Here is a 19,438-nt window from a genome sequence, read left to right as displayed (position 1 = left end):
TCATTTCACGCCGGGACTGCTGGGTGGCGGCCAGCGCTTTCGGTCCGGTTGCCGATCACACGCGATGGCATCGTGGAAATGGCGCACTCCCTATAGTAAATTATATTCGTTATCGGGAGCAGGTCATGTCGAACTTGAAGCTCGTGGTTGGAGCGTTGTCTCTTTGTTTGTCTGGTTTATTCAGCCCCGCTACCGGGCAGACCGTTGCCACCCGCCCTGACGCTCCCGTACCGGCGACGTGCCATTTCTCCCGTCCCGCCCGTCTCGTCACGGCGATGCGTGATGCCCCCGAGATTGCTGCAGAATTCAAAAGGCAGAAGCTTGACATGGCTGATGTCGGGGAACGATTCATACCGTTCGACGTGGAAGACAACGCGTCGAAGGGATTGCCCCATCGCCAGTTCGTTCGCGCCTATTTCTTCGATGATCGAGCGATTGTTTGGTATTATCAAGGGGGATACGCCACCATCTTTCATGTCGTCGAACTTCGCACTCTGGGCGACACGGACGGATCGGCACCGATTCTTCGTCTTACGGGAACGGCGCTCGGTGGCCCGCTTTGCGTCGCAACACAGGCCATTCTGGATGGCGTTATCGGCCAGTCGGGCTGGTAGGCGGCGCTGAATGGGGCGCTGCCGTCTCGCCTATTTAGCGTAGTTTCGGTGACAGTTTACTAAATAGCCTATTTAGTAAAATGTGACCGAAACWGGATGCGCCGTTCAAGTGCCCGGGGCGAACACGCGCAGCCGGTGGCCATCGGGATCGAGCGCGACGAAGGTAGTACCGAAGCTCATCTGTGTCGGAGCCTGAAGGATCGGCACGCCGCGCTGCTGCCAGTCTGCATGAATCGCCTCGACGCTGGTCCCATCGGGGACCGCAAAGGCAATCTCGCTGGCGCCGGTCTGGCCGCTGCTCTTCGGCTCGACCGTCTCGCGCCCCCACAGGCCAAGCATGACTCCGTCTCGCAACGGCAACATGGCAAAGCCCGGCTTTTGCTCGATGATCGGGATGTCGAGCAGTGCATGGTAGAAGGCGGCGCTGGCTGCATCGTCTTCGACGTGAAGCAGCAGGAAGCTGAAATCCGGCATGATGGTCTCCTCTGGCCGGCGGAGGCGGGATCGCCCGCCGGCCAGAATGCTTTACGCAATCATGCTGTCAGTTTCTGTCAGCAGTCAGGCCGTGGTCATTGCTCGGGGATATTGCGCACCATCCGCCAATCCTTGAGCAGCGAGGCACGCCGGCGCGGGTAGCGGCCTGGCGTCACGTCGAGCGCAGTGATCCGGTCGGTCCTGAAATGGCGATAGCCCCCGCGCAATTCGCACCATGCCACGACGACCCGCACGCGATCGTAAAAGGCCAGCGCAAAGGGCCAGATCGCGCGCTGGGTGGCGAGCCCCTGTTCGTCGGCATAGGCGATCTGCACCCTTCGTTCGGACCGGATCGCCTCGCGGATCGCGGCAAGCTCGGTATCTCCGGCGGCGATCGGCTCACCCGGCCCGATCAACAGGCCCGATGCGTCGATACTGTCCTTCAGGTCGTCGGGAAGCACCGCACCGATCTTGGCGAGCACGTTGCGCGCAGCCTTGCCCAGAAGCCCGTCCGCCCGTTCCGAAACCCAGCGCGACCCGAGCACCAGCGCCTCGATTTCCTCCTCGGAGAACATCAGCGGCGGCAGCATGAAGCCCGGGCGGAGCACATAGCCGACGCCCGCTTCGCCATCGATGTGCGCGCCCTGTGCCTTCAGGGCATCGATGTCGCGATACAGCGTCCGCAAGGATATGCCGAGTTCTTCCGCCAGCACGGCGCCCGCAACGGCGCGCCGATGACGGCGCAACACCTGAATCAGGTCGAGAAGCCGTTGCGCGCGCGACAAGGGGCACCTCCAGTCGTTGTCTGGTCCCGCTGCCATAATGTGGCAGCAGGTGCAGTCAAATCTCAAAGCGCCAGTTCGAGCACCTCCTCGCGAGCGCGATCGACGTCAGGCATGCGATAGTGCTGCTCTTCGATCGCCGCGAGGCGGGACGGAACGATCTCTGCACTGGAGACGCCATAGAGCTTCTGAAAGTTCATGATGAGAGGCTGCCACCTGGCGGGATCGATCCGGTTCTCGTGACCGTCCATGAGCAGGCCGGGATGCACGTGAACACGGGTGATGCGCACTTCGAAGGCCGAAATCAGTCCGGCGACCTGGGGGTCGTCGGCCATGATGTCGTGGCGCGCCGCCACCACGGCTTCCAGCTGGATGGGACATTCCAAGACGCGCGGTGCGGTCACGGTCTGCGATGCGATCGGCGTCACGCCGGCTGCTTCGAACTTGCGAGGCTCATAGGCGTAACCCAGACGCTGCTTCAGGTCGGGTATGGACTCGGTGCCGGTGAGACGCGCCAGCCTGTTCACTGCGTCCGCCTGGGCGGGTGACGCCAGGTTGAGCACGCACTGCCCCGTCCGGATCATGTTCTGCGGTGTCTGCGACGACGTCTGGAGGCCGAGCATGGCACGCCAGCCGAGCCACCATGCCGACGACATCGGCGCAAGATTGGCCGTGCCGTCCTCATTCTGCGTGCTGATAAGGACCACGGGCGTGCCGAAATAGAGGATCGCGGGTTCGATCGTCACATGGGGATCGTTCATGAGAGGCTCCGTCGCTTGAGGATGAGCCGCCTATGGGATCCTATGGGTAGCGCAGAACCCCGTTACTTGCGCTGAAAAGGGATTGTCGAAGATCGTTTCGGCACTGCGCAACGCGTCCGTCGGCGGTTCATGAAGCGGCCGCCTCAGATCGCCGTCGTACCCGAACGCTGCCGGCACAATTCCACGAAACCCGCCGCCATGAACGACGCCATGCGGTCCTTCACCGCGACGAAGTCGTCCGACTTGCACAGGCCGCCCGACAGCTTGTCGATGCGCCCGGTGCGCGCCAGCGTCAGCATCAGCGCGCCGGTGACGAAGTGATAACCCCAGAAGATGTCGGCCTCGGCGCAGTCGGGCAGGGCCTTTTTCAACAGGCTGATCAGGCGCAGTACGACGGGGTCGAAATGCGCGTCCATCAGTTCCGCGCCCCATTCGGGCACATTGGCTACCTGCGCGCCGAGCGCGGCGTAGTTCTTCCAGCCCTCGCCGCCCTCGATATAGAGGTCAAGATCGGTATCGAGGAACGCGCGGAGCGCCCCCTCGACGCTCGGCTTGCCGCCGGTCGCGGCGTCATATTCGTCGAGCGCCTTCATCCGCCGCTCGCTCGTCACCACCGCGCGCCTGGCGAACACCGTGTCGAACAGCGTCTTCTTGTCGTCGAAATAATAGTTGAGCAGCGTGTGGTGAACGCCCACGCTTTTCGCGACATCCTTCAGGGTCACCCCGTACAGGCCATGTTTCGAGAAGAGATACTCGGCCGCGTCGAGGATCTGCTCCATCATCTCGGCGCGCTGTTCCGCCTTGGTGGAACGCCGGCGGGGTGTAACGTCTTCGGGCAATGAGCGCCTTTCTGTCTTGCCGTGGCTGGCGTCGGGCCAGCCGGCAGCTGGACCGTGGCTCAAACGCCGCCATATTCCGATCTCAACCGTATCTTGTCGATCTTGCCCGTCGACGCCAGAGGCATGTGCCGCAGGCGCACGATCGCGTCGGGGATCCACCAGGGCGCGACCCGGCCCTTGAGCGGCGCGAGCAGCGCTTCGTCGCTCATCGCCTGATGGTCGCGCATCTCGACCAGCAGGATCGGGCGCTCGCCCCATTTCTCGTCCTGGCGGCCGATCACCGCTGCTAGCGACACTTCGGGCAGGGCGCCGACCACGGCCTCGATCTCGGCCGGGTTGATCCATTCGCCGCCCGATTTGATCAGGTCCTTGGCCCGCCCGGTGATGATCAGGTTGCCGTCGGCGTCGATCCGCGCGAGATCCCCCGTCCCGAACCAGCCATCCGCGTCAGTCGCGCTTTCCTCCTGCCCGAAATAGCGCTCGACCACCGCCGCGCCGCGCACGCGCAGATGCCCTTCGGGTCCGCGCTGCTGGGGCAGGGCGACCCCATCGGCATCGACCAGCAACAGATCGACCCCGATCGCCGGGCGACCCGCCAGCGCGGCGGACCGCGCCGGATCATTGGGCAGGGATACCGTGCCCGATGGCGACAGCTCGGTCATGCCCCAGCTCGTCTGGATGGTGACGCCCAGCCGGCGCTCGATCCGCTCCATCAGCGCCGGCGGCAGCGGCGCGCCGCCCATGATGATGCGCTGCAGCGACGGAACCTCGCCACCGGTCGCCTCCAGATGCTCGACCAGGCCGAGCCATACGGTAGGCACGCCCACGGCGATTGTCACCTCCTCGGCGGCGATCAGCCGCGCGAGGCTGGCACCGTCCATCTGCCGGCCGGGCAATACCAGCTTGCCGCCCGCCGCGGGCACCGCGAAGGGCAGGCCCCAGGCATTGGCATGGAACATCGGCACCACCACCAGCACGCTGTCGACGCCGGAGATCGCCATCACATCGGCCTGCAACAGGCGCAGCGTGTGGAGGAAGCTCGACCGGTGGGTATAGGTCACGCCCTTGGGGGCGCCGGTCGTGCCCGAGGTGAAGCACAGGCCGGACGGCGCGGTCTCGTCGAAGCCGCCCCAGGCGACATCTGCGCAGGCCTCGGCAATCAGCGGCTCGAGGGCGAGCACGGAGGCCGCGCCGGCCTTGAGCTGAGTCGTGCCGTCGATGACGAGCACGCAGTCGATCGCCGGTACCCGCTCGACGATCTGGGCGGCGAGCGGCATCAGGTCGGCGCTGGCGATCAGGATGCGCGCGCCCGATTGCTCGACCATCGCGCCGAGCTGCGCACCGGTCAGCCGCGGGTTGAGCGTGTGGCACACCGCGCCCATGCCCATGACTGCATACCAGGCCTCGACATGCGCCTGGCTGTTCCAGGCAAGCGTCGCGACCCGGTCGCCGGTCCGCACGCCGAGCCCGGCCAGCACCGCCGAGACGCGCTGGCTGCGCTCGAGCAGCCCGGCATAACCGATCCGGTCGACCCCGCCATCCTCACGCGCGGTGACGACTTCGCGACGGGGGTGCCATTTGGCGGCGTGTTCTAGGAACTTGTCGAGCGTCAGGTCGAACGGCTGCATTTCTCCGTCGATCATTTGCAGGTCGCCGCCTTTGCCAGAACCGGGGAGAAGACGCCGGTATTCCAGTTCCATGGCTGGTCGCCCGCCGCCCGCCGGCGGCACACCGCCGCTTCGTGCAGCGCGAACATCCCTGGGAACAGCTTCCTGCCCGGCGTCGGCGCCTGGGCGAAGGCCATGTAATTCGCGTCCTTGCCATAAGGCTGCCAGGCGGGCTGGTCCTTGGCGACGGGATCGCCGGTGGTCGCAAACGACACCCAATAGCTCATCATCGCATCGGACAGGCGCCGCTCGGCCAGCGCGTCGGGCACCTTGGGCCAATAAGGCGGGGTCTGGCCGGCCGTGCCGAAGACATAGGGCAGTTCCGAGGCGTGGAAGGCGTGCAGTCCATTGTCGTCCGCGGCAGGATAACCATGGTCGAACAGATAGAGATAGCCGCGCTGGCCGATCGCGGTCTGGCCGATCGCGAGCCGGGTCGATGTCCAGCCGTAAAGCGCGTCGCGGGTGTTGGCGAGCATGCTCTCGTCGATCGTGGCCGAGGGATAGAGCGCGAGATAATAATCGGCGAGATCGCCATAGCGGCTGCGGATCGCTGCCTCATAGGCTGCGGCATTCGCCGGCGCCGGCGGCAGCAGGATGCGCAGCGAGCGGATCTCGCCGCTGTTGAAGCCGGCGAGAACCGGCACCGGAGCCTGCTCGCCGCGATCCCAGGTGTCGACGAGCTGGCGGGTCAGCACCTTGCCGTCGATCGCGCCCCAGGGGCCATAGCCCTTGGCCGCCGCGGTGTCGGTGATCTTCTCCGCGTCCATCGCGCGCAGCGCCGGCAGGTCGGCGGCACCCAGCACGGTCATTGCCTGAACGCCCGCGGCTTCGGCGGAGGGCGTTCCGTGCGCCGTCTGCTTCAGCTCTGGCGTGGAGATCATATAGGCGCTTTCGGCGATCGCCTTGTGGAACAGCCCGCGCGCCCGCGGCGAGGCCATCAGGTACATCACGCTCAGCCCGCCCGCCGATTCCCCGGCGATCGTCACGTTACCGGTGTCACCGCCGAACGCGCCGATGTTGCGCTTCACCCATTCCAGCGCCGCGATCTGGTCGAGCAGGCCGTAATTGCCCGAAATGCCTTCCGCCGACTCAGCGCTCAGCGCGGGATGGGCGAGATAGCCGAGGATGCCGAGCCGGTAGTTGATCGAGACGACGACCGCGCCTTTCGCCGCCATGCGCGCACCGTCATAGACCGGCTCATGGCTGTAGCCGCTGACCAGCGCGCCGCCATGGATCCAGACGAACACCGGCAGCTTCTTCGCGTCCCTGGGCGCCCAGATGTTGAGCGTCAGGCAATCCTCGCTCATCTTCGCGGGCGGGTTGCTGTAGATGCTCGGGCCGCGCGAATGCGGCTGGACGCAGGCCGGACCGAATTCCGTCGCCTTGCGCACGCCCTGCCAGGCCGGGAGAGGGGCCGGCGCCTTCCAGCGCATCTGCCCTACCGGCGGCTGGGCATAGGGGATGCCCTTGAAGACGCTGACATTGCGCTGGACGCTGCCCTGCACGGTGCCGGCGGGAGCATCGACCGTCGCCGATTGGGCAAGCGCCGGGCCGGTGACCAGGAGAGCCGCCAGCGCGGCGAGACGATAGTGTTTCATGCGGATATCTCGACGGAGTTGCGGTTCTCGCGGCGCAGGATCCGCGCGAGCCAGAGGAAGAGCGCGATCGCGATCAGATAGAAGGGCGTCAGCGTGTACAGGGCTGATTGCAGATATTGGGCGTGGCCATGCGCCTTGAACCAGTCGCTCGCCTGGCCGACCCAGGTCGGCCCGAGCCCGAGGCCGATGAAGTTCATCACCAGCAGCAGCAGCGCCCCGGCCAGCACGCGCTGATTGGGCCTGACCTCGTCCTGCACCAGCGCGACGGACGCGGAGAGATAGAAATAGTTGAACATCATCACGACGGCGAGCAGCGCGAGCGCCAGCGGCCAGGTCGGCGCCCAGATAAAGGCGAGATAGAAGGGCATGGCGACGGCGAGCGACAGCGCGGGTGCGACGGCATAGCCCGCGCGCGAGCGTCGCGTCATGCGGTCGATCACCCGGCCGGAAATGACCATCCCGCCGCCCATGCCGACAACCAGCACCAGCGCGTACCAGATCGCGACTTCGCTCAGCACCATGCCCTTGTCGCGCATCAGGAACAGCACGGCGAAATTGCCCAGGCCATAGGTGACGAACTGGGTCGCGCCACTGCCCAGCGCCGCGAGCATCAGCACGGGATGCGAAAAGAACATGCGCACGGTCGGCCAGAACTCGGCCTTGTCAGCACCGCCCTGCACGCGCACCTGGTCGGTCGCGCCGCGTTCCGGCTCGCGCAGGAACAGCCGCACCAGCAGCGCCGTGACGATGCCGATCACGCCGATGATGATGAAGGGCATGCGCCAGCCGAACCGCTCCGCGATCGCCGCACCGAAGGCGACGCCGATCGCGGCGCCGATCGCCGGGCCGAGATTGAAGATGCCGAGCGCGGCGGCGCGCTTGCCGGGCGGATAGGTGTCGGTGATGATCGCATAGGATGGCGGCACGCCGCCGGCTTCACCGAAACCGACGAGCATGCGCGCGACGACGAGCTGCGGGTAGGTCGCGGCCATGCCGCAGGCGATCGTCGCCCCGCTCCAGATCGCGCAGGCGAGCGACAGCACGTTGACGCGGTTGGTCCGGTCGGCGAGCCAGCCGACCGGGATCGCGATGAAGCAATAGAACATCGCGAAATAGAGGCCGCCGATCAGGCCGAGCTGGCCGTCGCTGACCTGGAGCGAGTCCTGGATCGGCTTGGCGAGGATACCGATCAGCTGCCGGTCGAGGAAGTTGAGCACATAGACGAAGGTGAGCGTGATCAGCATGAGCCATGAGCGCGTGCCGACCACCCCGGTGGAACGCGCAGCGGCCGGCTCCGTCACGCCGATCGGAGGAATGGAGCCGGCCGCCACCGATCAGAGACCATAGCCGAGGCGGATGCCGATGGTGCGCGGCCTGAGCGTGCCGAACCGGCTGACGAGAAACGCTTCGGGATGGATGTAGGTGACCGAGTGATCGTCGAAGACATTCTCGACATAAAGCTGCGCCGAGATATCGCCGCGCTTCAGCCCGAAGGTCAGGTTGGTGTTCACGAATTCGTCGGTCTCGCCAAAGGTCACCAGGCGCACGGTCGGCGCGCCCGGCGTATTCGGGAACGAGCTGTTGTACGATCCGACATATTGCGCGTTCACGGCGAGGTTCGCCCGGGTTTCGTTGCCCAGATCGAAGCCATAAGAAGCATAGAGCGCGCCCTGGAGCCGCGGCGCCGATAGCCTGTGGCCGAGGACCGCGCCGGAAATCGCCGCCTCGGTCGCGCTGAGCTTGGTGATCTTCGAATCATTGTACGAGGCGTTCAGGCCGATGAACACGTCCTTGGCGGGAATGATGCCCATCTCGACCTCGAAACCCTTGCTGCGCGCGCCGCCGATATTGGTGGCGAACTGCACCGAGTCCGATACGCGATTGGCCTGCGCCTGGATATTGGTCCAGTCGATCAGATAGGCGGCGAGGTTGATCGTCACCTGGCCATTGAGGAACCGCCCCTTGGCGCCGATCTCATAGCTCTTCAGATCGTCCGACGACGCGCCATTGGGGATGATGATGTCGTTGGGATTGACCAGGCTCGGCCGTCCGGCGAACGCGTTCACGATCGGCGCGCGGAAGCCGGTGGAGAAGGTGGCATAGGTCGTCACCGACTCGGTCGGCTTGAAGCTCGCGCTGGCCTTCCAGCTCGGCTTCGAACCCGATGCCTTGACGCCCGTCACCGCGGTGTACGGCGTGAAGGTATCGAACTTCACCGGAATCTTGAGCAGCGCATAGGTAAAGTAATTCTGGCCGAACGCCGTCGCGAGATAGCCGCCCGGCTCAGTGAATCCCTGAGCTGAGGTACGTCCGTAGCGCATACCGCCAGTCAGCCAGAACTTGCTTGAGAAGCGATAGGTCAGCTCGCCGAATCCGGCCAGTTCCTCGCTGATCTGATGGGTATATTGCTTCTGATAATATTGGTCGGGCAGGCCGGTCAGGCCGCGCGCCTGCAGGAAGGGAAGGCTGGACCGGTAGAAATAATCCACGTCGCGGCGGCGGTTCAGATAGAAGCCGCCCAGCACGAACTGGAGCGGGCCGTCGAGCGACGAGACCAGCCGGGTCTCCTGCACGAACACCTTGTCATAGGCATTGGCGTCCAGGCCGAAGGCGATCGGCGCGCCGACAAAGGATCCGGGCGCGAAGGTGCCCGCGAGATCGACCCAGAAACGCTGGTCGAACTTCGAATAGGTCGACGAACTGGTCAGCTTGGCAAAATCGAAGTCGTAATCGAGCGTGCCGTTGATCACCGTCTGCTTGCCGGTAAAGCGGTCGGGCTGGTCCGACACGCGCTTCTCGCGACCCAGCGACGGGCTGGTCAGCGAGGAATCCTTGGGATCGCTGTTCTCGTACGAGCCGAGCAGCTTGATCGACAGCCGGTCGGTCGGCCGCCACAAGGCGACGAGGCGGCCGCCCCAGTCGATCAGCTTGTTCGAATTGTGGACGCCGGTGCCGACATTGTCGAGATAACCGTCTTCATGGCGATAGAAGCCGACGCCGCGGATCGCGAGCTTGTCACTCACGACGGGGATGTTGACCATCACATTGTAGCGCTGGCGCACCGAATCCGATCCGGTCAGGCCGATATCGGCGAGCGCGGAATAATCGAACTCGTGAAGGTTCGGGCTCTTGGTCAGGATGCGCATGGCGCCCGACAGCGAGCCCGATCCGAACAAGGTGCCCTGCGGCCCGCGCAGGAACTCGACACGCTCGACGTCGAACAGATTGGGATCGACCACCGTGGTGTTGCCGATGGTCGAGACCGGCAGTTCGTCGATATAGACGGCGACCGAGCTTTGCAGATTGGCGTTGTACCCGTTGGTGGCGATGCCGCGCGCGGTGAAATTGTTGAAATTCTGGGTCGGGCGGTTGAGCACCACGCCCGGCGTCTCGCGGGCGATGCCTTCGAAGCCGACGATACCCTTTTCGGTCAACTGTTCCTGCGAGAAGGCGGTGACGCTGAGCGGCACGTCCTGGATGCGTTCGTTGCGGCGGGTGGCGGTGACGATGATGTCGTTGCCGGACGCGTCGTGAGCCTCGTCCTGTCCGGTCGATTCCGGTTCAGTGCTCTGCGCCAGCGCGGGCGTTGCCGATACGACGAACGCGGCGGCGCAAGCCGACGCAAGAAGAATGGCCCTCATGTTCTCTCTCCCATGAACGCCGATCGTTGGTGCCGGCGATGTGAGGGAGAGAATGCCGGTCTCGCCTGCCGATGTCAACACTCACTCTCACGCGTGTGAATAACATTAAGAGGGGTCAGATAGCGCGACGGTAAGTCCCCCTCCCGCTTGCGGGAGGGGCTAGGGGTGGGCTCGCGCTATCCTCGGATGCACCGTTTGTGGAGACCGGGCGCCCACCCCTCGGTCCCCTCCCGCGAGCGGGAGGGGAGGAAGAAGCGCGCTACGCCCCGCCCAATATCTTCGCGATCGCCAGCAACACTTCGGGCCGCACCTGAACGCCGATATGGCTGCTCCGCACCTCGACGCTGCGACAGCCCGGCTCCCGGCAGATCGCGCCGTTGACCAGCCCGTCGCTGGCGCTCCAGATCGCGGTAGCAGGGACGGGCAGGGGTTCGGCCACCTCATGCCCCAGCGCCACCACCTTGGGATCGTCGATGCGGTCGCCGGTCAGCCATTCGAAGGCGCGCCACACATTGGTCGCGCGCGGGCTGCCCGCGAAGGGCGAGCTGACCGTGATCACCTCGCGCACCAGCTCGGGCATGCGGTGCGCCGCCATCCGCGCCATGATCCCGCCCAGGCTGATGCCGATCAGCGTCACCTTCTCGCCGGTCTCGTCATGGATGGCGCGGATGCGCTCGAACAGCTTCTCGCCTTCGGGCCCGATCGCGCGCGCCCCGAAATTGCGGCCCAGCCCCCAGCCATGAGCGCGGTAGCCGAGCCGGTTGAGATAGTTGCGCATCGCGACGTTCGACCGGTCGGCATTGACCAGGCCCGGCAGGATCAGCACCGGCCGACCGTCGCCCTTCGGCCCGTCGCTGCGCAGGCGCCGGTCCCAGAAGAGCTGGCCGAGCCCGATCGCGCCGCGCGGTACTTCCATCGCCCAGAGCAGCAGGGACGGGGCCTTGGCGTCGGTCATCATCACTGGAACCATCCCATCACCGTCACGGGAAAGGGCGTCCAGGCCCCGACGCGCACGCCGGCATGGCGCAGCGCGTCGCCGGTCCAGGCGTTGCAGGTCTGGGTCGCGCTGTAGCGGCCACGCGCGTCGTAAAAGGCGTCGTAATCGCCATAGCCGAACTGGTGCGCGGGGCGCTGGCCGTTGTCGGCGCGGAAGCTGGCGCGGATAAAGGCGGCAAGGCGGCGATATTCCTCTGGGCGCAGCACGATGCTCCGCATATCCGCGTCAACGCGCGGTTCGGGCACATGGGCCACATGCATCACGGTGCGCTCGCTGCCCGCCGCCGCGGCCAGCACGGTCAGCGGTTTCACGTCCGCCCAGGTCGGCGTCTCGACATAGAAGGTGCGGTCGCCCCAGCCGATCGAGACATGGCTGTACCGGGCATAGCCCGGATCGCGCAGGTCGCCCGGCTGGAGCAGGTCGCCCCAGTCCTCGCCCCCGCCGGTCTGCGGCACGACGATGCCGGTATGGACGCCGTTGCTCTCGATATAGATGCGCACGCCCGACTCGGGCTCGGTCCAGGCGGCGTTGGAGGGTATCGCCCCGCCGGTCATGCCGGCGGCGGCATAGGCCAGCAGAATCCCGATCAGCCCGGCAAACGCGGCCCCCGCCAGTCTCGCGCCGTGCCGGAAGGGATGGATTTTCGGCGGCATCGCGACTGTGATATGGCATTTTTCATGGCCGAAGAAACGCATGTTCTCGATCGTCCGCCGGAAGGCGCGGCACCGGACTGGACCGTCCCGCAGGACTGGTCCCATTATACCGCGGACGAGCATGCGGTGTGGGACACGCTGTTCGACCGCCAGGCGAAACTGCTCCCCGGCCGCGCGTCCGAGGCCTATCTGCGCGGGCTCGACGTGCTCAAGCTGTCCAAGCCCGGCATCCCGGATTTCGCGGAATTGTCCGAACGGCTGATGGGGCTGACCGGCTGGCAGGTGGTGGCGGTGCCTGGCCTGGTGCCCGATGACGTGTTCTTCGATCATATGGCGAACCGGCGTTTCGTCGCGGGCAATTTCATCCGCCGGCCGGACCAGCTCGATTATCTGCAGGAACCCGACGTGTTCCACGACGTGTTCGGCCATGTGCCGATGCTCGCCGACCCGGTGTTCGCCGATTATTTAGAGGCCTATGGCCGGGGCGGCCAGCGTGCGCTGGAGCTCGGCGCGCTCAAGCATCTCGCCCGGCTCTACTGGTACACCGTGGAGTTCGGCCTGATCGCCGAGCCCGAGGGCCTGCGCATCTACGGTTCGGGCATCGTCTCGAGTTTCGCCGAGAGCCGCTTCGCGCTCGACGATCCCAGCCCCAACCGCATCGCCTTCGATCTGAAGCGGGTGATGCGCACCGACTATCGGATCGACGATTTCCAGCAGAATTACTTCGTGATCCCCAGCTTCGACGAGCTGTTGCGGGTGACGGTCGAGACGGATTTCGCCCCGCTCTATGCCGAGATCATGGCCGAGCCGGATGTGCCGGTCGCGGAGATCCTGCCGGATGACCTGGTCCTGACGCATGGCACACAGGCCTATGCGCTGGAGAAGGCTGCGGCGCTCTAAATCCTTCCCGTGCCGGGGAGGAATTGGAGTTACCAGCTCCCGAACCCCGGCGTCTCCGCCGTCTTGCCGCTGTCGCGCACCGGCCGCCGCCATCCGACCCGCTGCCGCTTGCGCAACCGCAGGGTCGGCCAGTCCCCGATCTGCGTTCGCCCGGCGAGGAACAGCCCCTCGCGCCGATAGGCCCGCGCCACCGCCGCTGCCTGCGTCTCCAGCAATCCCGCCAGCACCAACGTCCCGCCCGGCTCCAGCGCCGCCGCGATCGCGGGTGCCAGCGCGATCAGCGGCCCGGCCAGGATGTTGGCGACGATCAGGTCGTACGGCGCCCGCCGGAGGATCAGTGGGTGGTCGAGCCCCGAGGCGACCGCCAGCGCCAGATGTCCCTTGCCATGCCCCAGCGCCACGCCGTTGAGATCGGCATTGTCCGCCGTCACCTCGATCGACGCCGGATCGATGTCGGACGCGGTGGCATAGGCGCGCGGCCAGAGATGCATCGCGGCAAAGGCGAGCAGCCCGGTGCCCGTCCCGACATCGACGATATTGCGGAACATCGCCCCGCGCCGCTTCAGCGCGTCGAGCGTCAGCAGGCAGCCGGTCGTCGTCTGGTGCTGCCCCGTGCCGAACGCCCGGCTCGCCTCGATCCGGAAGGCGCGCGTGCCCGGCGGCACCGTGCCGCGATTGGCCTCGGTATGGATATAGAAGCGCCCGGCATGGACTGGCTCGATCCCGGCCTGGCTCAAGGTGACCCAGTCCTGCTCGACCACCGGTTCGGGCTTCGCCTTGCTGTTCGCCCCGCTCGGCACCAGCGCGCGCACCGCCGTCACCGTCGCCGCATCGGGCTTGCCGTCGAAAAAGGCGTCGAGCCGCCAGCGCAGCGGATCGTCCTCGACTTCCTCGCTGGTCAGCAGCACCGGCGCCGGGTCGAGCGCGGCCAGCGCCTCGGCTTCGAAGTCGATCGCCTCCGCTTCGTCGCGGGTGCAGGGCAAGGTCAGTTTCCAGCTTTCGGCCATGACGTGCCTGTGTCTCCATTCTTTCGAACCGCCAAGCAGAAGAACGCGGCGGCGACAAGGTCATGGGGTCGCGCTTCCGATGGTTCCCACTGGCCGATCCGCGTCGATCGGGCGTAAGGAAGCATCATGAACATCAGCGCACGCAAGGGCCAATAGGATGCGGGTCGGCCTGCTCAAGCTGAAGCTGCAGCTCCTGTGCGGCGACGGCTATGCGATGGGACCCGGCAAGGCCGATATCCTCGCCGCGATCGAGCGCGACGGGTCGATCTCGGCGGCGGGCCGGTCGCTCGGCATGAGCTATCGCCGCATCTGGCTGCTCGTCGACGAGATGAACCGCAGCTTCCGGGAGCGGCTGGTCGAGACCCAGGCCGGCGGCAGCAGCGACCGCGGCGCGCACCTGACCGATCAGGGCAGGGCGGTGCTCGCTGCCTATCGGGAGCTCGAGGCCGAGGCCGCCGTCGTGACTGAAGGCGACGCCTATCGGCGCCTCAGCGCGCTGGTCCGCGAGACGCCGCTCCCCGCCAGGCCGGGCCCGGCCCGAAAATAAACCCCGATTGGCGGCACTTCCGCGACGCCCGGCGCTTTCCCCGATCCGATCACACTATATACGGGCATATATATCGACTCGACGCGCAGCCAAATGGCAGGTCGAACAAAAGGGGATTTCGATGGACGCACTTCGGTCCGGCGCGGCGCTCGTGTTTCTTTTCACTGCCTGTGCAGCCCCCGCCGGCGCGCAGATCGTCGCGAGCCCCGCCGCCGCGGTGCGCGACGATGCGGAGGACGATCCCGCGCTCGGTGAGGTGACCGTCACCGCCCGTCGCCGCGCCGAGGACGCGCAGCATATTCCGGGATCGCTGTCAGTGGTCGATGGCGCGCTGCTCGACCGCTCCTATACCGTGAACACGCAGCAACTGTCGCAACTGGTGCCCGCGCTCAACTACAGCTCGGCCAATCCGCGCAACACCGCCTTCACCATCCGGGGGCTCGGCAGCAGCGTGGTCGCGGTCAGCCAGGCCAATGACGGGCTGGAGCCGGGCGTCGGCTTCTATGTCGATCAGGTCTATCACGCCCGCCCCGCCACCGCCGCGTTCGACTTCAGCGATGTGGGCCAGGTCGAGGTCCTGCGCGGACCGCAGGGCACCCTGTTCGGCAAGAACAGCACCGCCGGCGCGATCAACATCACCACGCGCCTGCCGACCTTCACGCCCGAAGCGACCGAAGAGCTGTCGGTCGGCAGCTTCAACTTCGTCCAGGCCAAGGTCGCCGCCTCCGGCCCGCTGATCGGCGATGTGCTGGCGGCGCGCATTTCCGCCGTCGTCACCCGCCGCGACGGCGTGATCGACAATGTCCGCACCGGGCAGGACCATAATGGCATCGGCAACCAGGCCGTGCGCGGGCAGCTGCTCTACAAGCCGTCCGAGCTGTTCCAGCTCCGCCTGATCGCCGATTTCACCAATTTCGAAAGCAATTGCTGCACCCAGGTCTATTACCGCGTGGCGGAACGGCCCGCGTCGCTGCGCACCCTGTCGCGGCAATATCCCGCACTCGCCGCCGGGCTCGGCTATGCGCCGCCCAGCCTCAACCCCTATGACCGCGTCACCGATATCGATGCGCCGCTCGGTGTCGACACCAATGAAGGCGGCGTCTCGGCGATCGCCGACTGGAATGTCGGCCCGGTCACCCTGACCTCGGTCAGCGCCTGGCGTTTCTGGAACTGGGATGCGGCGAACGACCGCGACTATACCGGCATCCCGATCCAGACGGTGCAGCACATTCCCTCGCGGCAGGACCAGTATAGCCAGGAATTGCGCGTCGCCTCGAACGGCAATGGCCCGCTCAGCTATGTCGGCGGCCTCTATTTCTTCCGCCAGCGCGTCATCGGCCGGCCGATCTCGATCTATGGCCCGCAGGCGGCCTATTGGCTGATCGGGCCGAGCACCGGCGCCAATGCCACACCCGTGCCGGCCAATCTGCTCGACGGGTACGGCACGGACGGGCGCACCGATTTCCAGTCGAACAGCTATGCCGCGTTCGGTGAGGTCAACTGGCGCCCGGTCGATCGCCTGACGCTGACCGCGGGCCTGCGCTACACCTGGGAGGACAAGAAGGGCAGCTACGACACCTTCGTGTTCGGCGGTCTCGCCACCTCCAACACCGCGCTGGTCAACGCCAAGCTGTCGATCCTGCGCGGGCAGAGCTATGCCGCGACGATCGGCGACGGCGCGCTCACCGGCCGCGCCAACATCGCCTGGCAGGCCACCGACAATGTGCTCGGCTATGCCAGCTTCGCGCGCGGGGCGAAGTCGGGCGGCATCAACATGTCGGGCCTGCCGCTCAACGACCAGAACCTGCCCGCGCTCGGCACGGCGGTGGTGAAGCCGGAGCAGAATACGGCCTATGAGGTGGGCGTGAAGACCCGGCTGTTCGACAACCGGCTGATCCTCAACATCGATGGCTATTACACCCGCGTCACCGATTTCCAGTCGAACGTCAGCGATACCCGCGCCGCGGCGGCGCTGCGCACTTATCTCGCCAATATCCCGCTGGTCACGGTCAAGGGGGTCGAGGCCGACGCCACCGCGCTGGTCGCCCGCGACGTCTCGCTACGCGCGTCGGTCGCCTATGCCGATGGCAAATATGCGAAATACCCCAATGGCCCGTGCCCGATCGAACTGATCGGCAACGCCGCCGCGCCCTGCAACCTCACAGGGGTCGGGCTGCCCGGCCTGCCGAAATGGTCGACCACCATCGGGGCGGATTATGCCCATGCGGTCCCCGGCTTCGGCAGCGGCGGCAAGGCGTTCGTGCATCTCGACGCCAATGCGAAGACGAAGCAGTTCGGCGACCCGACCGGATCGCGCTTCACCGTGATCCCGGGCTATACCGTGGTGAATGGCAGCATCGGCATCCGCAGCGGGCATGGCTGGGAAGTGGCGCTGTTCGCGCGCAACCTGTTCGACCGGGATTATATCCAGAACGTCACGATCCAGGCCGGCAATTCGGGCCTTATCCTCGCGACGCCCAGCGACCCGCGGACGATCGGCCTGACCTTCCGCGCCCGGCAATAGTCTCAACTAGCGGACGTAGCTGGCCCCGTTCACGTCGATCACCCCGCCGGTCATCGAGGCCGGCGCGGCCAGCGCAAGGAACCGTGCCGTCTCGGCCACTTCCTCCGGCATGGCGACGCGGCCGAGCGGGATGTCGGCGAGCAGCTTGTCGCCGCCCCGGCTCGACAGATATTCCTCGGCCATGCCGGTCATGGTGAAGCCCGGGCAGACCGCAAAGGCCAGGATGCCCTCGGCGGCATAACCGCGCGCGATCGACTTGGTCATCGCGACCATGCCCGCCTTGGACGCGGCATAATGCCAGTGCGCCGGGCTGTCGCCGCGATAGGCGGCGCGGCTGGCGATGTTGACGATCCGCCCGCCTGACCTGCGCTCCTGCCAGTGGCGCACCGCGAGCCGGCACAGCTCGGCCGATGCCGTCAGGTTGATGCGCATGGTGCGCTCCCAGTCGGCGACCCAGTCGTCATGCGGCCGGTCGAGCGGATTGGCTTCGAACACCCCGGCATTGTTGATCAGCACGTCGATCCGCCCGTCGAGCCGTTCCAGCGCGGCGTTCCACAGCGCCTGCGGCGCCGCCGGATCGGCGAAGTCGGCCGGGATGCCGCTTGCCGTGCCATGGCCGACCAGGCTGACGTCGGGAAGGGTGAGGGCGGTTGCGATCGCCGCGCCGATGCCGCGGCTGCTGCCGGTGAGGAGGATGTTGGTCATGGCCCGCGCCATAGCCGCGCCCGCCCGCCCGCGTCACCCCCGCCAGAGCCGCCTTCGGGACGAAAGGCCGGGAATCGAGGCTTCCAGACCCTGCATGGCTGCGTGTAGGGTCATCCCATGCGGGGTTTTCTGGCGACGCGGACGGGGATTGTGGCGGCGCTGCTGCTGCTGTCGGCCTGTGCCGGCGGCAATTTCCGCCCGGTCAGCGATCTGCCGGTCAAGATCGGCCAGCCCTACCAGGTGCGCGGTACAACTTATGTGCCCGCTGCCGATCCCGGCTATGACATGCTCGGCTATGCCAGCTGGTACGGCAAGGAATCGGGCAACCGCACCTCCAATGGCGAGCGTTTCGAGCCCGGCTGGATCACCGCCGCACATACCACGCTGCCGCTGCCGACCTATGTCGAGGTGACGGCGCTCGACACCGGGCGGCGCATTCTCGTCCGGGTCAATGATCGCGGACCCTTTGCGCGCGGCTCGCGCATCATCGATCTGTCGCGCGGCGCGGCGGAACTGCTCGGCATGAAGGCGCAGGGCCAGGCGCCGGTGCGCGTCCGCCGCGTCGAACCGCGGGAACGGGACCGCGAACGCCTGCGCAAGGGCAAGCCAGCGGAGGAGCTGCCACCGGTGCCGGACCGGGTGTTGCGTAACCTCCGGGCGCAGCTCGCGGCGGTAGTGCCGTCGGGAGGGAGTGCCGGTCTCGATCGCTAGGGATGGCGTGTTTCTCGCGTCGATTGGCCGGCCGCTATCCGCTCTACACGCCACCCCCGTTCGTTTCGAGCGAAGTCGAGAAACATTGACGGAGCGCCAGGCCCGGTTTCTCGACTTCGCTCGAAACGAACGGAGAGAGGGCGACGCTTACGGGAATCGACACGGCCGTATACTATGCGTCGGGCAGATCATGGGGTGACGCATGAGCGCGGAACGGTATGGGCAATCCATTGTCGGCCTCGGGCTGCGCGCGCTCAAAGGCGGTGCCGTAGTCGTCGCGCTCGCGGTCGATCGCGGCGAGCCCCACCTTCTGCTCGCCACCTTCCTCGCAACCCATGATGAGGGCGACCGCCTGTCGCTCGAACCCTATGGCGTCGCGGCTGGGATGGCACTGGGTCCTGACGGCAAGGCATCGGCCGAAGCTATCGCCACCGTGGCGGAGGGGCGGAAACGCCAGGACCGGCTGGCGGCGGAGGGCCTGCAGGCTATCGTCGATCGCCTGAAGGCCGAGGGGCATGACAAGGTCGCCGCGGCGCTCCTCGTCAATCGCGCCGGCTGGGTCACCGATCTGCTCGACTACAGCCTCGCCTGGGCGGACCATGTGCCCGTCGCCGAAGGGCTCGCCGTGCGCGAGGCGTTGCGGTCCGGAGTGCAACACTGTCGCATCGACAGGGTCGAGCTGGACGAGAAATCGCTTCCCGATCTCGCGCATGAGGTGCTCGGGCTGTCAGCAGCAGAGATCGGTGCGCATCTGAAGGATTTGGGCGCGACGGCGGGCAAGCCGTGGCGAAAGGAGCAGAAGGCTGCCTGCCTGGCCGCCTGGATCGCGACCGTGCGGAGGACCTGATAAGGGGCGGGCCGAGCCTGGTCTGCCTTCTGCTCCCCGGCGAAGGCCGGGGCCCAGTCGGGAAGGCCAAGGTAATTTCGCGCAAAGCAAGCCATTATCGTCCCCCAACTGGACCCCGGCCTTCGCCGGGGAACGGCCGGCGAGATGAACGCGTCTGGCTCAGATTTCGCT

Annotated in this window: 18 protein-coding genes; 6 read left to right on the top strand and 12 right to left on the bottom strand. The window is 66.4% G+C overall.

Annotation, left to right across the window (positions count from 1 at the left end; translation table 11 throughout):
- The first annotated feature begins 125 nt into the window (after positions 1-125).
- Positions 126-614, top strand: a complete 489-nt coding sequence (locus AC1DX5_RS19420; RefSeq protein WP_465170261.1) for a hypothetical protein — start codon at positions 126-128, stop codon at positions 612-614.
- 105 nt (positions 615-719) lie between these two features.
- Here AC1DX5_RS19420 and AC1DX5_RS19415 read toward each other — a convergent pair whose 3' ends face one another.
- The 10 genes from AC1DX5_RS19415 to AC1DX5_RS19370 form a co-directional block, all read right to left on the bottom strand.
- Positions 720-1,088: a VOC family protein gene (locus AC1DX5_RS19415; RefSeq protein WP_478016869.1), complete on the bottom strand. Its 369-nt coding sequence runs from the start codon at positions 1,086-1,088 to the stop codon at positions 720-722.
- Positions 1,089-1,183: 95 nt separating this feature from the next.
- Positions 1,184-1,873, bottom strand: a complete 690-nt coding sequence (locus AC1DX5_RS19410) for a helix-turn-helix transcriptional regulator (protein WP_478016867.1) — start codon at positions 1,871-1,873, stop codon at positions 1,184-1,186.
- Positions 1,874-1,935: 62 nt separating this feature from the next.
- Positions 1,936-2,631 carry a flavin reductase family protein gene (locus tag AC1DX5_RS19405; RefSeq protein ID WP_478016866.1) on the bottom strand — a complete coding sequence of 232 codons (696 nt, stop codon included), beginning with the start codon at positions 2,629-2,631 and terminating at the stop codon, positions 1,936-1,938.
- A gap of 143 nt (positions 2,632-2,774) precedes the next feature.
- Positions 2,775-3,470 carry a TetR/AcrR family transcriptional regulator gene (locus AC1DX5_RS19400; RefSeq protein ID WP_465174518.1) on the bottom strand — a complete coding sequence of 232 codons (696 nt, stop codon included), beginning with the start codon at positions 3,468-3,470 and terminating at the stop codon, positions 2,775-2,777.
- Between the two features lie 59 nt (positions 3,471-3,529).
- Positions 3,530-5,113 (bottom strand): AMP-binding protein, encoded by a 1,584-nt coding sequence (locus tag AC1DX5_RS19395; protein WP_478016864.1) that lies wholly within the window; start codon positions 5,111-5,113, stop codon positions 3,530-3,532.
- A complete protein-coding gene (locus tag AC1DX5_RS19390; RefSeq protein ID WP_478016861.1) occupies positions 5,110-6,735 on the bottom strand; it encodes a carboxylesterase/lipase family protein in 1,626 nt (541 codons plus the stop codon). Before AC1DX5_RS19390 ends, AC1DX5_RS19395 begins: the two co-directional genes overlap by 4 nt.
- Positions 6,732-8,036 carry a spinster family MFS transporter gene (locus AC1DX5_RS19385; protein ID WP_478016858.1) on the bottom strand — a complete coding sequence of 435 codons (1,305 nt, stop codon included), beginning with the start codon at positions 8,034-8,036 and terminating at the stop codon, positions 6,732-6,734. The genes AC1DX5_RS19390 and AC1DX5_RS19385 overlap by 4 nt, the downstream gene beginning before the upstream one ends.
- A 33-nt stretch (positions 8,037-8,069) precedes the next feature.
- Entirely contained in the window at positions 8,070-10,376 is a 2,307-nt protein-coding gene (locus AC1DX5_RS19380; RefSeq protein ID WP_478016856.1) for a TonB-dependent receptor, read from the bottom strand.
- 259 nt (positions 10,377-10,635) lie between these two features.
- Complete coding sequence (locus AC1DX5_RS19375; RefSeq protein WP_478016961.1) at positions 10,636-11,334, bottom strand: esterase/lipase family protein; 699 nt, start codon at positions 11,332-11,334, stop codon at positions 10,636-10,638.
- Positions 11,334-12,068, bottom strand: a complete 735-nt coding sequence (locus AC1DX5_RS19370) for a TIGR02117 family protein (protein WP_478016854.1) — start codon at positions 12,066-12,068, stop codon at positions 11,334-11,336. The genes AC1DX5_RS19375 and AC1DX5_RS19370 overlap by 1 nt, the downstream gene beginning before the upstream one ends.
- Here AC1DX5_RS19370 and phhA point away from each other — a divergent pair.
- The gene (gene phhA / locus AC1DX5_RS19365; RefSeq protein WP_478016852.1) at positions 12,051-12,926 is read left to right on the top strand and encodes a phenylalanine 4-monooxygenase; all 876 of its coding nucleotides are present in this window, start codon (positions 12,051-12,053) and stop codon (positions 12,924-12,926) included. The genes AC1DX5_RS19370 and phhA overlap by 18 nt on opposite strands.
- Before the next feature lie 29 nt (positions 12,927-12,955).
- Here phhA and AC1DX5_RS19360 read toward each other — a convergent pair whose 3' ends face one another.
- On the bottom strand, positions 12,956-13,933 hold the full coding sequence (locus AC1DX5_RS19360) for a 50S ribosomal protein L11 methyltransferase (protein ID WP_478016851.1): 978 nt from the start codon (positions 13,931-13,933) through the stop codon (positions 12,956-12,958).
- A gap of 157 nt (positions 13,934-14,090) precedes the next feature.
- On the opposite strand from AC1DX5_RS19360, the gene AC1DX5_RS19355 reads away from it, so the two are divergent.
- The gene (locus AC1DX5_RS19355; RefSeq protein WP_465170248.1) at positions 14,091-14,480 is read left to right on the top strand and encodes a winged helix-turn-helix domain-containing protein; all 390 of its coding nucleotides are present in this window, start codon (positions 14,091-14,093) and stop codon (positions 14,478-14,480) included.
- 121 nt (positions 14,481-14,601) lie between these two features.
- A complete protein-coding gene (locus tag AC1DX5_RS19350; protein ID WP_478016849.1) occupies positions 14,602-17,004 on the top strand; it encodes a TonB-dependent receptor in 2,403 nt (800 codons plus the stop codon).
- 6 nt (positions 17,005-17,010) lie between these two features.
- Here the strand turns inward: AC1DX5_RS19350 and AC1DX5_RS19345 are convergent, their stop codons facing one another.
- Positions 17,011-17,709, bottom strand: a complete 699-nt coding sequence (locus AC1DX5_RS19345; RefSeq protein WP_465174510.1) for an SDR family NAD(P)-dependent oxidoreductase — start codon at positions 17,707-17,709, stop codon at positions 17,011-17,013.
- Positions 17,710-17,826: 117 nt separating this feature from the next.
- Between AC1DX5_RS19345 and AC1DX5_RS19340 the strand changes: the two genes are divergently transcribed.
- Together AC1DX5_RS19340 and AC1DX5_RS19335 are read left to right on the top strand one after the other, a co-directional pair.
- Entirely contained in the window at positions 17,827-18,420 is a 594-nt protein-coding gene (locus AC1DX5_RS19340) for a septal ring lytic transglycosylase RlpA family protein (protein WP_465174509.1), read from the top strand.
- Positions 18,421-18,622: 202 nt separating this feature from the next.
- Positions 18,623-19,267, top strand: a complete 645-nt coding sequence (locus AC1DX5_RS19335; RefSeq protein WP_478016847.1) for a hypothetical protein — start codon at positions 18,623-18,625, stop codon at positions 19,265-19,267.
- The last annotated feature ends 171 nt before the right edge of the window (positions 19,268-19,438 follow it).

The organism is Sphingomonas sp. P2_B6, from assembly GCF_056404755.1.
This window is presented reverse-complemented; position numbering and strand designations above follow the sequence as displayed.